Here is a 14,529-nt window from a genome sequence, read left to right as displayed (position 1 = left end):
AGCGACTCGGTCTCCTGATCCGGCCGTTGTTGCCCTGGCCTCCCCGGTGCGTCCCAGAATGCGTCCCCGCGTCCGCGCGGGGACGCATTCGTCGTTCCGGCCCCGATGCGCACCGGTGAACCCGTTGCCGCACTTCGTCCCGGTTCGGAAAAACGAGTGACACTTGGTCAACTTCTTACGTCCCGGGTGCGCGGAACGGTGTGACAAACCGCTCGGTAGGTGGAACGATGGGTGCACCATCTCGTGCGGATCAGGGACGAGATGGTCATCCGGCCGGGCTCTCGGGCCTCACCAACTCGATCAGAGCCCCGCCGGATGCCCTTGACTCTCGGTGGCGGTGCGGCGGCGGGACCGCAGGCGGTCGGGCCAGCGGCGCCGGCCCTCAGGCCCGCAGTGCCGGCCCTCAGGCCCGCAGCGCCGGGGCGATCTCCTCGGCCACGATGCGCAGGATCCGCTCGTGTGCCGCACGGTCGCCGTTCGCCGGCAGGGTGATGACCAGTTCGTCGGTGGCGGTGACCGCCGGGTCGGCGAGCAGGGCGTCGACGATGGCCGCCGGTTCGCCGGACACGACCTTGCTGAAGCGGAACGGCGGGGTACCCGAGAGCGGCCGGCCCTCGTCGTCCATCCCGGAGGCGTACCCGGTCAGGAACTCCTCGTGCACGGCGCGGTCGTGGTCGTCGAGGAGCGGCACCACGATCCGGCCCACGGCGACCTTGGACTCGCGCTGCGGGTGCAGCTCGGCGAACCGCTCGCGGTAGGCGGCGATCTGGTCGGCCTGCGCCTGGGCGAACGGGGCGCCGGTGTCCTCGGTGTTCAGGGTCGAGCAGTGCAGCAGGAGGCCCTTCTCGGCCGTGCGGACCGCCGTGCCCATGCTGCCGCCGCCCCACCACACGCGGTCGCGCAGGCCCGGGCTGAGCGGCTGCAGGGTCAGGTCGGCCCCGGCGGGGATGCTCTCGTAGCCCTTGCCGGCACTGCCCAGGGGCTCACCCTGCAGCACCTCGAGCAGCCGTGCGGCGCGGGCCTCGGCCTCGTCGCGGAAGCTGCGGTCGACCGTGCCGAACACCGGGTCGAGGATCGGGCCGTACCCGGCGATGCCCGTGCTGATGCCGAGCTGCACCCGGCCACCGCTGAGCAGGTCGACCGTGCTGGCGTCCTCGGCCAGGCGCACCGGGTCCTCGTAGCGCATGCCGAGCACGGCGGTGCCGAACGCGATGGTGCTGGTGCGCTGTGCGGCGGCCGCGAAGAAGGTCATCGGGCTCGTCAGGTACGGCTCGAAGTGCCGTCCGCGCACCCAGCCCGTCCCGTAGCCGAGCGACTCGGCGGTCTCGAACAGGCGCAGGCCGTCCTCCAGGGCGCCGGCGGCGCCGTCGGTGCCGCCGTGGTTCGGGACGAAGGAGAGGAAGCCGAGTTCGCGCATGTCGCGAGTCTATGCGCACGTATCGAAATGCGCCTGAGTCGGCGACGGGGCGGACGGGAGGCCCGTGGCGGCGCCGCCACGGGCCTCCCGTCCGGCACATGCGCACCTGGGAGGATGTGTACATGACCGACGTCACCACCGTGCCCCCGCTCGTCGCCGCGATCCCGGCGGCGGTGGACGGCGTCGTCGACCCCGACGAGGTCTACGAGGCCTTCGCGGCCTGGGCTGCCGAGGGCGGCCGACCGCTGTACCCGGCGCAGGACGAAGCGGTCATCGAGCTCGTGTCCGGCGCGAACGTCGTGCTGAGCACGCCGACCGGCACCGGGAAGTCGCTCGTCGCGGCCGGCGCGCACTTCGCCGCGCTCGCCGAGGGCAAGCGGAGCTACTACACGGCACCGATCAAGGCGCTGGTGTCCGAGAAGTTCTTCCAGCTCGTCGAGCTGTTCGGTGCGCAGAACGTCGGCATGGTCACCGGTGACTCGAGCGTCAACGCCGACGCCCCGATCGTCTGCTGCACCGCCGAGATCCTGGCGAACCTGGCCCTGCGGCAGGGGCCGGACGCCGACGTGGACGTCGTCGTGATGGACGAGTTCCACTTCTACGGCGACCCCGACCGAGGCTGGGCGTGGCAGGTGCCGCTGCTCGTGCTCGAGCGGGCGCAGTTCCTGCTCATGTCCGCGACCCTCGGCGACGTCACCACCATCGCCGACGACCTGTCCCGCCGGACCGGTCGGCCCACCGCCCGCGTGACCGGTGTCTCGCGACCCGTGCCGCTCGAGTACCAGTACGTGATGACGCCCGTGCAGGAGACGGTGGAACGGCTCCTCGAGGAGGGCAAGGCGCCGATCTACATCGTGCACTTCGCCCAGGCCGCCGCACTCGAACGGGCGCAGTCGCTGATGTCGGCGAAGGTCGCCTCGCGCGAACGCCGCGACCAGATCGCCGACGCCATCGCCGGCTTCCGCTTCAGCGCCGGGTTCGGACAGACCCTGTCGCGCCTGATCCGGGCCGGCATCGGCGTGCACCACGCCGGCATGCTGCCGAAGTACCGACGACTCGTCGAGCAGCTCGCCCAGCGCGGCCTGCTGCCCGTCATCTGCGGCACCGACACCCTGGGCGTCGGGATCAACGTGCCGATCCGGTCCGTGCTGTTCACCGGGCTGACGAAGTTCGACGGCACGAAGATGCGCCAGCTGTCCGCGCGGGAGTTCCACCAGATCGCCGGCCGCGCCGGACGTGCCGGCTACGACACCGAGGGCGACGTCGTCGCCGAGGCACCCGAGCACGACATCGAGAACGCCCGCGCCGTCGCCAAGGCCGGCGACGACCCGAAGAAGAAGAACAAGATCAAGCGGAAGAAGGCGCCCGAGGGCTTCGTGTCCTGGGGCCAGGCCTCGTTCGAGCGGCTGATCGCAGCCGAGCCGGAGCCGATGGTCTCGCGCATGCGGATCACGCACGCGATGGTGCTGTCCGTCGTCGCCCGCGGAGGGGACGCCTTCGCGGACGTCCGGTCGCTGGTCTACGACAACCACGAACCGCGCCCGCGGCAGCTCGCGATGGCCCGGCGGGCACTCGTCATCGCCCGGACCCTCATCAACGCGCGGGTGATCGAGAAGGTCGACGGCGCCTACCGCCTCACCGTCGACATCGCGCCGAACTTCGCGCTCAACCAGCCGCTGTCACCGTTCGCGCTCGCCGCGTTCGAGTTGCTCGACCCTGCTTCTCCCACCTATGCGCTGGACATGGTCTCGGTCGTCGAAGCCACGCTCGACGACCCGCGGGCGATCCTGTCGCAGCAGCAGTTCAAGGAGCGTGGCGAGGCCGTCGCCCGGATGAAGCAGGAGGGGATCGAGTACGAGGAGCGGATGGAACTGCTCGAGGAGGTCACCTGGCCGAAGCCGCTCGACGAGCTGCTGACCGCCGCCTACGAGGCGTACGCCGCCGAACAGCCCTGGGTCCTCGACTTCCAGCTGTCCCCGAAGGCCGTCGTCCGTGACATGTACGAACGCGCGATGACCTTCGGCGACTTCGTGCGCTTCTACCAGATCACCCGCTCCGAGGGGCTCGTGCTCCGCTACCTGTCCGACGCGTACCGGACCATGCGGCAGACCATCGCCGAGGAACAGCGGACCCAGGAGCTCGACGACCTGATCGAGTGGCTGGGCGAGGTCGTCCGGCAGACCGACTCCTCGCTCGTCGACGAGTGGGAGGCGCTGCTCAACGGCGACGTCCTGCTGGCCTCCGAGGAACACGAGGAGATCGCGCCGCCGCAGCCCGCACGACTCACCGGCAACCCGCGGGCGTTCCGGGTGCTCGTGCGCAACGCCCTGTTCCAGCGGGTGCTGCTCGCCGCGGCCGACGACATCGACGGGCTCGGGGAACTCGACGCGACCGTCGGCTTCGACCGGTCGGCGTGGGACAACGTGCTCGAGGAGTACTACGAGGAGCACGACAGCATCGGCACCGATGCCGACGCGCGCTCGATGCAGTACCTGGTGCTCGACGAGAGCGGTGCCACCGCATCACCCCGGGTCTGGAAGGCGCGGCAGATCTTCGCCGACCCCGAGGGCGACAAGGACTTCGGGTTCTCGGCGACGATCGACCTGGACGCCTCGGACGAGGTCGGCGAGGCCGTCGTGCGCGTCACCGAGATCGGACGGTTCGACGGGTGGGCCGAGGTGGACGTCGACTGATCGGCGCTGGGGTTGTCGGACGTGTACCGTCTCCGGCACCACCCCCACCCGAGAGGACTGCGTCATGCGCATCGGATCCAGCATCGCCCTGATCGTCATCGGCGCGATCGTCGCCTTCGCGCTGAACATCCAGCTCGCCGGTATCGACCTCCGCCTGATCGGCTACATCCTGATGGCAGCCGGTGTCGTGCTGCTCATCATCAGCCTCGCCGTGGCCTTCGGTGGTCGCCGCACGACGACCACCACGCGCTCGGGCGTCGACCCGGCGTCGGGGGAGCAGATCACCCGCCAGGACCGGCGCGACGGGACCTACTGACCGCCCAGCTCGGTCGTCCCGTCAGTCGGCTTTGGTTCGTCTGCCCACAGAGCCGATGCGCGAGCGATGATTCGCTCGACGGCATGCGACTGAGCCCGTTGTACCTCGGCATTGCAGGGGACGGTGCTGTCGGGCATCAGATCTGCTTCCGGTTCGAGTGGAGGTTCGTCGGGCGGTTCCGCTTCCGCCGAAGTCGCTGCGTGCCGCTCCGCCGTCAGAAGAGGGTCGCGGGCGGGGTCGTTTCGGGCAGCGCAGACGGCTCGGGGACCTCGGCGCCTGGCCAGCCGGGACCGTGCGGCACGTCGGTGCCGTTCTGGAACGCGGTGGCAGCACCGCGGGCTCGCACATCGGCGGCCTCGTTCATCTCGTGACCGACGTGACCGCGCACCCACTCGAACGTGACCTTGCGGCCCTGCAGTTCCGCGTCGAGTTCCTTGATGATCTCGACGTTGAGGACCGGCTTGCCGTCGGCCTTCCGCCAGCCCTTGCGCTTCCAGCCGGCGAGCCACTCGGTGCAGGCCTTGATGGCGTACTGGCTGTCGCACAGGATGTGCAGCGGCTCGCCGGTGTCCTTCGTGGCACGGAGCAACTGCAGCACGGCGGTGAGCTCGCCGATGTTGTTCGTCGCGCGGGGCCAGCCGCCGGCTGCCCACCGGTCGTCGTCGACGTACCAGGCCCAGCCAGCGGGGCCGGGGTTGCCGAGGGCTGAGCCGTCTGCGGCGGCGACGATCGTCACGATGGGACCTCCTGGTGGTGCCGAGTGCTGGTCAACCGTAACGGACCGGCCCGGCCCCTCGGCTCAACGCCGAGCGGGGTCGATGTTGAGCGTGCTGCCCTCGAGTAGCCAGTCGTCGTCGCGCTGCTCCGTGTAGGGGTTCATCCACTGCACCTGCGCCGGCGTGACGCCGAACCGCTCCGCGACGGTCGAGAGCTCGTCGCCGTGGGCGACCAGGTAGTTCGCCGGTCGGCCGTCGAGGTCGGTGACGATGCCGTAGGCGCCCGGTCGGTCCTTGCCGACGGTGACCCGGAGGTCGGGGTAGGGGTTCGGGATCCTCCACGTGAGGTCAGCGGCGGCGAGCACCGATCCGGCCCACGGGCGCGCCGACGAGTCCTCGTCCGCCACCGTCGCCGGCACGAGGACGACACTGCGCAGGTAGTCGGGGCGTGGACCCGCCTGACCCATCGTGAACGAGGTCGGAGGAGCAACCGCGGCGGCCCACTCGACCGTTTCGCGTACCGCGCCGTCCGCACCGTCGAGCGGCTGCGCGTGCCGGTGTCGGAACTCCAGACGCATCGGCTGCGGATTGGTCGTCCGGTACCCGGAGAGCTGGGCGTCGAAGGTGCCGCGGTCGTTCGCCACGACGCGGACGTGGATGCTCGTGTCACCGCTCGGCGAGACGACGTCGGTCTCGGCCGCCACGGTGTCGGTCGGCAGGGCCTGCTCCACCTCGACCGCATCGGCCGCCTGCGTCGGGTCCGGGGTGGGTTCCGCCGTGCGTTCGGCCGCCTGTCGCGTCGGCGTCGGGATGGTGTCGTCGCCGCCGAACGCCGTGCACCCCGTGAGCAGCAGCCCCACCAGTGCCGAGCCGATCACCGCGGTCGTCGCGGTCCGTGTTCGTCCCATCGTTCCCCCTCGTCGGCAGCGTAGCGGGGCCAGGGACGTCATCGAGTGCGGGGCGCGGACCGAGCCAGACTCGTTACACGGGGCCGAGGACTACCGTCCGCTGCAGGAGGAAACACCATGAGCGACAGCATCCCGAACGCCCCCGGCCCCGAGCCGTCCGACGACCGCGCACGCAACGACGCGCTCCGCGACGCCGCGCACAGCGACGACGTCGACGGGGTCAGCGGACGCGAGCAGCGAGCAGCGGACACGTCGTACAGCCCGTCGAGTGAGCGCGAGATGGACGCGTCCCAGACGAAGCAGCGCGACGACGCCGACCTGCGTGCGGACGGCATCGACCCGTCCAAGGTCATCGCGGCTCCCGGGACGGGCGGCGCGGACGATGCCGGCGACGTCGAGCCCGAACCGGGTGACCTGCACCTGCCGTGGCAGTCCGAGGAGGACCGCCGGGGCTAGCTCGGCTACGACACCGAGTCCGGGTGGGAGCCGGTCCGCTGCCCGGACTCGAGCGTCCCGATCGCCGCGAGCTCGACGGCGGTGAGCTCGAAGCCGTCGACGTCGAGGTTCGACCGGATCCGTGACGGCGTGACCGACTTCGGCAGCACCACCACGCCCTGCTGCACGTTCCACCGCACGAGCACCTGCGCCACGCTCACGCTGTGCGCGTCCGCGATGCTCGTCAGCACCGGCTCGTCGATCAGGCGCCCGCGACCGAGCGGCGACCACGCCCCGGTCACGATGTCGTGCTGCTCGTGGAACGCGATGAGTTCGCGCTGCGGCAGCCACGGATGCCGTTCGACCTGGTTCAGTGCCGGCACCTCGCCGGTCTCGTCGATGAGTCGCTGCAGGTGCGGCACCTGGAAGTTCGAGACACCGATGCTCCGCGCCCGCCCCGACTCGCGCAGTTCCACCAGCGCCCGCCAGGTCTCGACGTAACGGTCGTTCGCGGCGGCCGGCCAGTGGATCAGGTAGAGGTCGACGGCGTCGAGCCCAAGCCGCTCGAGGCTGCCGTCGAACGCCCGCAGGGTCGCGTCGCGCCCCTGGTGGTCGTTCCACACCTTGGTCGTCACGAAGACGTCGTCACGATCGAGCGCGGAGGCCCGGATCGCCCTGCCGACGCCGGTCTCGTTGCCGTACATCTCGGCGGTGTCGACGTGCCGGTAGCCGGCGTCGAGCGCGAGACCGACCGCCGTCTCCGCTTCGGCATCGTCGACCTTGTAGACGCCGAAGCCGATCGCGGGGATCGCGCGGCCGTCGCGCAGGGGGACTGAGGTGACCATGCACCCATCCTGCCGGTGCCTGGCGGGCGCGTGTCGGGCCTCCAGGCCATCTGTGGAGAACGCGACCCGTACGCCGGGCGCACGTTCCTTCCCACATCGGCCGCGATGGCAAGTGGAAACGGGCGTACCTGGTCAGAACTCCCGACCAGGTACGCCCGTTTCGACCAGGTACGCCCGAAACCGCACGCTCAGGTCGGCAGGTGCACCGGCTCGGTGTCGGGGAGGGGGCTGGCGTCACGGCCGCGCAGGTCGGGCAGCCAGCTGCGCATCGCCAGGGGGAGCAGCACGCCCAGGCCGGCCATCACGGCGCCGACGGTGAAGCCGCCGACGGGGCCGCTGCCGTCGATCAGGAAGCCGGCGATCGCCGAACCGCCGGCGGCACCGATCAGCTGGCCGGTGCCCATCCAGCCGTAGGCCTCGGCCGTGTCGGAGAACTTGACGGTGGCGGAGACCGAACCGAACATCACCGCGAGGGCCGGCGCGATGCCCACACCCGCGATGACCAGGGCGAGGCAGAGCCACCAGAAGCCGGTGCCGCCGAGGGCCAGGGTGAGGCCGACGAAGACGACGGCCATGCGCGTCCACAGGGTGTTGCGGGAGATCGGGCGGTGGCCGAACGCCAGGCCGCCGACGAGCGAACCGACCGCGAACACCGCGAGGACGATGCCGGCGTTCGGGCTGCCCTCGCCGAAGACGCTCGTGACGCTCGCCTCGACCGCTGCGCAGGCCCCGATGAGGAGCAGACCGGTCAGGGTGGCGACGACGACCGCGGGGCGCTTCAGCACGACACCGAAGGCGCGCTTGGAGCGGGGGATGCGGACTCGACCGAGCTCGGGGGAGGCGATGAACCACGCGCCGCCGACGACCAGGAAGACCATCGCGACGACGATCGCCTCGACCGTGCCGACCTGGGTGGCGACGAAGGTGGTGATGACCGGGCCGGCGACCCAGATGAGCTCCTGCGCGCTGGCGTCGAGTGAGAAGAGGGGTGTGAGCTGCGCCGACGTCACCATCTTCGGGTAGATGGTGCGCACCGCCGGCTGCACGGGCGGGACCGCCAGACCGCCGAGGAACCCGACCACCACGTAGCCCCAGAGCGGCATGACCACGAACGCGATGACCACCATGCTGATCAGCGCGACGATGCTCGTCAGGATGAGGACGGGGCGCATGCCCCAGCTGCCCATCCACCGGCTCGTCAGGGGACCGGCCAGCGCCTGCCCGATGCTCGTCGTCGCCAGCACCAGACCGGCCGCGCCGTAGGAGCCGAACACGTGCTCGACGTGCAGCAGGTAGGCCAGCGACAGCATGCCGAATGGGAACCGCGCGGTGAGCTGTGCGGCGATGACACGACCCACGCCAGGGGTCTTCAGGAGGGGCCCGTACGTACTCACGAGACGAGTGTACGGACCGGCCGGACGGGTCTGTCCCCCGTCCTGGGGAGGGGCGGTTCGCGACACGCCGATGCGCTGATTCCACACTTGTGGATCGGGACTGTCCACGGGTGTGGGGAAGTGTCGGTGGTCGGCCGCAGACTGGCGGAAACTCGGGCCTCCCGGGAATCCACAGACTGTGGAGGACGTTGTGGAGAACTACATGGCTGTAACACTTCCTCTTGTGGTCGGTGCTGCGGCTAGCCACTAGATGTAGTGTGGAGGCATCGCAGCGGCCCCTCCCGGACACGACTGCGGACAGACATCAGCACCACCTCCACAGCACAGCAGAAACCAGTAGGAACCAGGGGAGAACATGGCCGTCACCGTCTACACCAAGCCGTCCTGCGTCCAGTGCACCGCGACGTACCGGGCCCTCGACAACAAGGGCATCGAGTACGAAGTGCACGACGTCTCCACGGACGAGGCAGCGCTCGAGCACGTCAAGAGCCTCGGCTACATGCAGGCCCCCGTCGTCGTCACGGACGACGACCACTGGTCGGGCTTCCGCCCCGACAAGATCGCGACCCTCAGCGCCGAACTGGCGTAGTCGTCTTCCGTCCTGCGGACGGTCACCCCGGTCCCGTTCAGGAGGCCCGGCGATCGCCCGCAGGACACCCCCGGTCCGCCTGTTCCGCACCTTCTCCAGAGGAGCGCACCATGAGCCGATTGGTCTACTTCTCGAGCGTGTCCGGGTACACCGCGCGCTTCGTCGAGAAGCTCGGCCGCGACGCGGACCGGATCCCGCTCTACCCGAGCGAACCGTTCCTGCACGTCGACGAGCCCTACGTCCTGGTCCTGCCCACCTACGGTGGCGGCAACGGCGAGGGTGCAGTCCCCAAGCAGGTCATCAAGTTCCTCAACGACGCCCACAACCGCTCGCTCATCCGCGGCGTGGTGGTGGGTGGCAACACGAACTTCGGCGAGGCGTACGGCCTCGCAGGGGACGTCATCGCGCAGAAGTGCAACGTCCCCCTTCTGTACAGGTTTGAACTCTTCGGGACCCCTGACGACGTGTCGGCGGTCAACTCAGGATTGGATGCATTTTGGACGCAGCAGTTGCAGACGTCGATCTGACGTCGCCGCAGACGGGGATGGACTACCACTCCCTCAACGCGATGCTCAACCTCTACGACGCGGACGGGAACATCCAGTTCGACAAGGATCGTGAGGCCGCCAAGCAGTTCTTCCTGCAGCACGTCAACCAGAACACCGTCTTCTTCCACAACCTGAAGGAGCGGCTCGACTACCTGGTCGAGAACGAGTACTACGAAAAAGCCACGATCGACATGTACTCGCTGGACTTCATCCAGCGACTCAACGACCTGGCGTACTCGAAGAAGTTCCGGTTCCAGACGTTCCTCGGCGCGTTCAAGTACTACACGAGCTACACACTCAAGACGTTCGACGGCAAGCGTTACCTGGAGCGCTTCGAGGACCGCGTCGTCATGACCGCCCTCGGCCTGGCCCAGGGCAACGAGCAGCTCGCCATCGACCTGGTCGAAGAGATCGTCGCCGGCCGCTTCCAGCCCGCGACCCCCACGTTCCTCAACACGGCGAAGGCACAGCGCGGCGAGCTCGTCTCCTGCTTCCTGCTCCGCATCGAGGACAACATGGAGTCGATCTCTCGCGGCATCAACTCCTCGCTGCAGCTCTCGAAGCGCGGCGGCGGCGTGGCCCTGCTCCTCTCCAACATCCGCGAGGCCGGCGCCCCGATCAAGCAGATCGAGAACCAGTCCTCGGGCATCATCCCCGTGATGAAGCTGCTGGAAGACTCCTTCTCCTACGCGAACCAGCTCGGTGCGCGTCAGGGTGCCGGCGCGGTCTACCTCAGCGCCCACCACCCGGACATCATGAAGTTCCTCGACACCAAGCGCGAGAACGCCGACGAGAAGATCCGCATCAAGACGCTGTCCCTCGGCGTCGTCGTGCCGGACATCACGTTCGAGCTCGCGAAGAACAACGAGGACATGTACCTGTTCTCGCCGTACGACGTCGAGAAGGTCTACGGCGTCCCCTTCGGCGACGTCCCGATCTCCGAGAACTACCGCGCGATGGTCGACGACTCGCGCATCAAGAAGACGAAGATCAAGGCGCGTGACTTCTTCACGACCATCGCCGAGATCCAGTTCGAGTCGGGCTACCCGTACATCGTGTTCGAGGACACGGTGAACAAGGCCAACCCGATCAAGGGTCGGATCAACATGTCCAACCTGTGCTCGGAGATCCTGCAGGTCAACACCCCGACGACCTTCAACGAGGACCTCTCCTACAAGGAGATCGGCAAGGACATCTCCTGCAACCTCGGCTCGCTGAACATCGCGCTGACGATGGACTCGCCCGACTTCGGCAAGACCATCGAGACCGCCATCCGCGGCCTGACCTCGGTCTCGCAGATGTCGCACATCACCTCGGTGCGTTCCGTCGAGGACGGCAACGACAAGTCGCACGCCATCGGCCTCGGCCAGATGAACCTGCACGGCTACCTCGCTCGTGAGCGCGTCTACTACGGCTCCGAAGAGGGCATCGACTTCACGAACATCTACTTCTACACGGTGCTGTTCCACGCCCTTCGTGCGTCGAACAAGATCGCGATCGAGACCGGCGAGACCTTCGACGGCTTCCGCGACTCGAAGTACGCGTCGGGTGAGTTCTTCGACAAGTACACCGACCAGACGTGGACCCCCGCGACCGCTCGTGTTGCCTCGCTCTTCGACAACGCGAACATCACGATCCCGACGCAGGACGACTGGAAGGCGCTGAAGGCGTCCGTCCAGGAGCACGGCATCTACAACCAGAACCTGCAGGCCGTCCCGCCCACCGGTTCGATCTCGTACATCAACCACTCGACGTCGTCGATCCACCCGATCGCGTCGAAGATCGAGATCCGCAAGGAAGGCAAGCTCGGCCGCGTCTACTACCCGGCGCCGTTCATGACGAACGACAACCTGGACTACTACCAGGACGCGTACGAGATCGGTGCCGAGAAGATCATCGACACGTACGCCGCGGCGACGCAGCACGTGGACCAGGGCCTGTCCCTGACGCTGTTCTTCAAGGACACCGCCACCACGCGTGACATCAACAAGGCGCAGATCTACGCATGGCGCAAGGGCATCAAGACGATCTACTACATCCGTCTCCGCCAGCTCGCGCTGGAGGGCACGGAGGTCGAGGGCTGCGTCAGCTGCATGCTGTAGAGCTGTCGCTCTGCTCCCTGGAGGCGCGGTGCCAACCCGCACCGCGCCTCCAGTCCGTCACTTAGTCACCATCTCTGTAAGGAACACACGTTGGTCGAGAAGCTGAAGCTCATTGATCGGGTCCAGGCCATCAACTGGAACCGCATCCAGGACGACAAGGACGTCGAGGTCTGGAACCGTCTCGTCAACAACTTCTGGCTGCCCGAGAAGGTGCCGCTGTCGAACGACGTGCAGTCGTGGAACACGCTGACGCCGGCCGAGCAGACCCTGACCATGCGTGTGTTCACCGGTCTGACCCTGCTCGACACCATCCAGGGCACCGTCGGCGCCGTGTCGCTCATCCCCGACGCGATCACCCCGCACGAGGAAGCCGTCTACACGAACATCGCGTTCATGGAGTCGGTGCACGCCAAGTCCTACTCGTCGATCTTCTCGACCCTCGCGTCGACGCGTGAGATCGACGAGGCCTTCCGCTGGTCCGAGGAGAACCCGAACCTGCAGAAGAAGGCGTCCATCGTGATGGACTACTACCAGGGCGACAACCCGCTGAAGCGCAAGGTCGCCTCGACGCTGCTCGAGTCGTTCCTGTTCTACTCGGGCTTCTACCTGCCGATGCACTGGTCGTCGCGCGCGAAGCTCACGAACACCGCCGACCTGATCCGCCTGATCATCCGTGACGAAGCCGTCCACGGGTACTACATCGGGTACAAGTACCAGAAGGGCCTCGAGACGCTCACGCAGGCCGAGCGCGACGAGCTCAAGGACTACACGTTCTCGCTGCTGTTCGAGATGTACGAGAACGAGGTGCAGTACACGCAGGACCTCTACGACGAGGTCGGTCTGACCGAGGACGTCAAGAAGTTCCTGCACTACAACGCCAACAAGGCGCTGATGAACCTGGGCTACGAGCCGATGTTCCCGAAGAACATCACGGACGTGAACCCGGCCATCCTCTCCGCCCTGTCGCCGAACGCGGACGAGAACCACGACTTCTTCTCGGGGTCCGGGTCGTCGTACGTCATCGGCAAGGCCGTGAACACTGAGGACGAGGACTGGGACTTCTGATCCTGCTCTGACTCATGGGGACGCCCCGCTGGCTTCGGCTGGCGGGGCGTTCTCAGTTGAAGGGCACCGTCGCCGATGTGGCCGACTTGCGGTTGACAACGCATCAAGATCACCTCGGTCAGAGGATCTGGTGGTGTCCCGACGACGCTGACTCGATGTTCAACCCCGACAAGGCTGAGGAGCAGTACGGGGGTTCGTACCTGCAGGCCGGTGGTACCGCGGAGAAGATGAGCGTGGAGCTGCGCCGCCGCGAGGACGACGGCGAGTACCGCTTCTCCATCGTCGGCCGTGACCACGACCTCACCGAACTCCGTCTCATAGACGACATGGAGAAGGTGGCGACGCCACCGTCGCGTGTCCGCGACCGTGTTCCGGACAGGAGGCGCGGTGCCAGCTGGCACCGCGCCTCCTGTCCGTTGCTGCTCACGTGACCGCGTGCAGTCACGCAGCCAACCGCGTCCGGCCAGCCCTGGGCTGGGGATGGTGTTGGGGCCGGATCACCCGAGGGCGCCGCCCCAGAAGTTGCCACCGCCGAACACGACCTTCACCGGCACGGCCTGCGCTCGGTCGGTCACGTACCGGTACGCGCCGCCCGGACGTCCGAGCCACAGCACCTGCGCGGTCGTTGTGGTCGTCGCGACGGTCCGGAGCTCCACCACGTACTGCCCGGAGGGGATCTGGAACTGCGCCGTCTGCTCGCTGTCGAGCAGCGTCGAGAACCGGGTCGAGAACGACGCACCGGTCGTCGCGTTCGTCACCGTGACGGTCGCGCCGCTCAGTTGCACCGACGGGCTGCGGGACGCCGAGGCCGCGTAGACGACCAGGTCGTAGTCGCTGTGTGCGTAGTGCCGTGACAAGGTGACTCGGGAAGCCGGGAGCGTTCCTCGCTGCTGGTACACCCGGGTCTTCCAGACGGCGGGAGACGCCGTTCCGCTGGCGTAGGCCTCGATACGGTACTTCCCGGTGCTCAACCCGACGAACCGGTACTGGCCGGCGCTGTCCGAGGTCGTCCGGAACACCTGCGAGGTGTCCTCGTTCCAGGCGTACATCAGGCGCCCAGCGGCGGGTCCCGTGGGGCCGACCACACCGCCCTGCACGGTGGCGCCGATCACGAGCGGCACGGTGACCGCGACTGTGGAACCGCCACGGACGGCGATGCCCGAGCGGAGTCCGGGGGCGTAGGTCTCCGTTCCGTGCGGTGGGAGCTGCCGCGTCGTCACCGTGACGGTGTCCGGTGCGGGGATGCCGGTGAACGTCGCGGTGCCGTCATCGTCGGTAGTGGCGTTCCCGACGACGACGTCGGTGCCGATCGCTGCGAGTTCGACGTCCGCCAGCCGGATCGCGGTGCCGTCGGGCGTTGTGAGCTGCACGGTGATCGTTCCGGATCCGGCCGCAGTCGCTGGTGGCGCGAGGCCGATCAGCGCACCTGTTGCCAGCGCAACGGCCAGCGTCATCCTCGTGATCAGTCGCATCGCGTTCCCCGATGGTTGGCCAGCCGTGC

14 protein-coding genes are annotated in these 14,529 nt (G+C 68.1%); 8 read left to right on the top strand and 6 right to left on the bottom strand.

Annotated elements, in window-relative coordinates; all coding sequences use genetic code 11:
* Positions 1-403: 403 nt before the first annotated feature.
* Positions 404-1,417 (bottom strand): LLM class flavin-dependent oxidoreductase, encoded by a 1,014-nt coding sequence (locus tag DEJ00_RS15390; protein ID WP_111057946.1) that lies wholly within the window; start codon positions 1,415-1,417, stop codon positions 404-406.
* 122 nt (positions 1,418-1,539) lie between these two features.
* Here DEJ00_RS15390 and DEJ00_RS15385 point away from each other — a divergent pair, with 122 nt between their 5' ends.
* The gene (locus DEJ00_RS15385) at positions 1,540-4,110 is read left to right on the top strand and encodes an RNA helicase (RefSeq protein ID WP_111057965.1); all 2,571 of its coding nucleotides are present in this window, start codon (positions 1,540-1,542) and stop codon (positions 4,108-4,110) included.
* Positions 4,111-4,174: 64 nt separating this feature from the next.
* A complete protein-coding gene (locus tag DEJ00_RS15380; protein ID WP_027465939.1) occupies positions 4,175-4,426 on the top strand; it encodes a DUF6458 family protein in 252 nt (83 codons plus the stop codon).
* Positions 4,427-4,640: 214 nt separating this feature from the next.
* Here DEJ00_RS15380 and DEJ00_RS15375 read toward each other — a convergent pair whose 3' ends face one another.
* Positions 4,641-5,162, bottom strand: a complete 522-nt coding sequence (locus DEJ00_RS15375) for a ribonuclease H (RefSeq protein WP_111057945.1) — start codon at positions 5,160-5,162, stop codon at positions 4,641-4,643.
* 63 nt (positions 5,163-5,225) lie between these two features.
* Positions 5,226-6,050 (bottom strand): LysM peptidoglycan-binding domain-containing protein, encoded by an 825-nt coding sequence (locus tag DEJ00_RS15370; RefSeq protein WP_146247992.1) that lies wholly within the window; start codon positions 6,048-6,050, stop codon positions 5,226-5,228.
* A 117-nt stretch (positions 6,051-6,167) separates the two neighbouring features.
* Between DEJ00_RS15370 and DEJ00_RS15365 the strand changes: the two genes are divergently transcribed.
* Complete coding sequence (locus DEJ00_RS15365; RefSeq protein ID WP_071405879.1) at positions 6,168-6,506, top strand: hypothetical protein; 339 nt, start codon at positions 6,168-6,170, stop codon at positions 6,504-6,506.
* Positions 6,507-6,511: 5 nt separating this feature from the next.
* Here the strand turns inward: DEJ00_RS15365 and DEJ00_RS15360 are convergent, their stop codons facing one another.
* Positions 6,512-7,330, bottom strand: coding sequence for an aldo/keto reductase (locus tag DEJ00_RS15360; protein ID WP_111057943.1), 819 nt, complete (start codon positions 7,328-7,330; stop codon positions 6,512-6,514).
* A 188-nt stretch (positions 7,331-7,518) separates the two neighbouring features.
* Positions 7,519-8,724, bottom strand: a complete 1,206-nt coding sequence (locus DEJ00_RS15355) for an MFS transporter (protein ID WP_071245113.1) — start codon at positions 8,722-8,724, stop codon at positions 7,519-7,521.
* A gap of 355 nt (positions 8,725-9,079) precedes the next feature.
* Between DEJ00_RS15355 and nrdH the strand changes: the two genes are divergently transcribed.
* The 5 genes from nrdH to DEJ00_RS15330 all read left to right on the top strand — a co-directional run bounded on the left by nrdH (position 9,080) and on the right by DEJ00_RS15330 (position 13,459).
* The gene (gene nrdH / locus DEJ00_RS15350; RefSeq protein WP_017886897.1) at positions 9,080-9,313 is read left to right on the top strand and encodes a glutaredoxin-like protein NrdH; all 234 of its coding nucleotides are present in this window, start codon (positions 9,080-9,082) and stop codon (positions 9,311-9,313) included.
* Between the two features lie 110 nt (positions 9,314-9,423).
* Positions 9,424-9,840, top strand: coding sequence for a class Ib ribonucleoside-diphosphate reductase assembly flavoprotein NrdI (gene nrdI, locus DEJ00_RS15345; protein WP_027465945.1), 417 nt, complete (start codon positions 9,424-9,426; stop codon positions 9,838-9,840).
* 17 nt (positions 9,841-9,857) lie between these two features.
* Positions 9,858-11,963 (top strand): class 1b ribonucleoside-diphosphate reductase subunit alpha, encoded by a 2,106-nt coding sequence (nrdE, locus tag DEJ00_RS15340; protein ID WP_110864196.1) that lies wholly within the window; start codon positions 9,858-9,860, stop codon positions 11,961-11,963.
* Between the two features lie 90 nt (positions 11,964-12,053).
* A complete protein-coding gene (nrdF, locus tag DEJ00_RS15335) occupies positions 12,054-13,028 on the top strand; it encodes a class 1b ribonucleoside-diphosphate reductase subunit beta (protein ID WP_017886894.1) in 975 nt (324 codons plus the stop codon).
* Positions 13,029-13,183: 155 nt separating this feature from the next.
* Positions 13,184-13,459, top strand: a complete 276-nt coding sequence (locus DEJ00_RS15330) for a hypothetical protein (RefSeq protein ID WP_146247991.1) — start codon at positions 13,184-13,186, stop codon at positions 13,457-13,459.
* A 66-nt stretch (positions 13,460-13,525) separates the two neighbouring features.
* On the opposite strand, the gene DEJ00_RS15325 is transcribed toward DEJ00_RS15330, so the two are convergent.
* Positions 13,526-14,398 carry a carboxypeptidase-like regulatory domain-containing protein gene (locus DEJ00_RS15325; RefSeq protein WP_181440204.1) on the bottom strand — a complete coding sequence of 291 codons (873 nt, stop codon included), beginning with the start codon at positions 14,396-14,398 and terminating at the stop codon, positions 13,526-13,528.
* Positions 14,399-14,529 lie beyond the last annotated feature (131 nt).

This window comes from Curtobacterium sp. MCLR17_039 (assembly GCF_003234745.1).
In the GTDB taxonomy this organism is placed as follows: Bacteria; Actinomycetota; Actinomycetes; order Actinomycetales; family Microbacteriaceae; genus Curtobacterium; species Curtobacterium flaccumfaciens.
Note: the sequence above shows the minus strand (reverse complement) of the source record. Positions and strands in the feature narration are given on the sequence as shown.

Coding starts and splice junctions, on each gene's coding strand:
- DEJ00_RS15390 (WP_111057946.1), bottom strand. CDS start 1,417: ATGCGCGAACTCGGCTTCCTCTCCTTCGTCCCGAACCACGGCGGCACC.
- DEJ00_RS15385 (WP_111057965.1), top strand. CDS start 1,540: ATGACCGACGTCACCACCGTGCCCCCGCTCGTCGCCGCGATCCCGGCG.
- DEJ00_RS15380 (WP_027465939.1), top strand. CDS start 4,175: ATGCGCATCGGATCCAGCATCGCCCTGATCGTCATCGGCGCGATCGTC.
- DEJ00_RS15370 (WP_146247992.1), bottom strand. CDS start 6,050: ATGGGACGAACACGGACCGCGACGACCGCGGTGATCGGCTCGGCACTG.
- DEJ00_RS15365 (WP_071405879.1), top strand. CDS start 6,168: ATGAGCGACAGCATCCCGAACGCCCCCGGCCCCGAGCCGTCCGACGAC.
- DEJ00_RS15360 (WP_111057943.1), bottom strand. CDS start 7,330: ATGGTCACCTCAGTCCCCCTGCGCGACGGCCGCGCGATCCCCGCGATC.
- nrdH (WP_017886897.1), top strand. CDS start 9,080: ATGGCCGTCACCGTCTACACCAAGCCGTCCTGCGTCCAGTGCACCGCG.
- nrdI (WP_027465945.1), top strand. CDS start 9,424: ATGAGCCGATTGGTCTACTTCTCGAGCGTGTCCGGGTACACCGCGCGC.
- nrdE (WP_110864196.1), top strand. CDS start 9,858: ATGGACTACCACTCCCTCAACGCGATGCTCAACCTCTACGACGCGGAC.
- DEJ00_RS15330 (WP_146247991.1), top strand. CDS start 13,184: ATGTTCAACCCCGACAAGGCTGAGGAGCAGTACGGGGGTTCGTACCTG.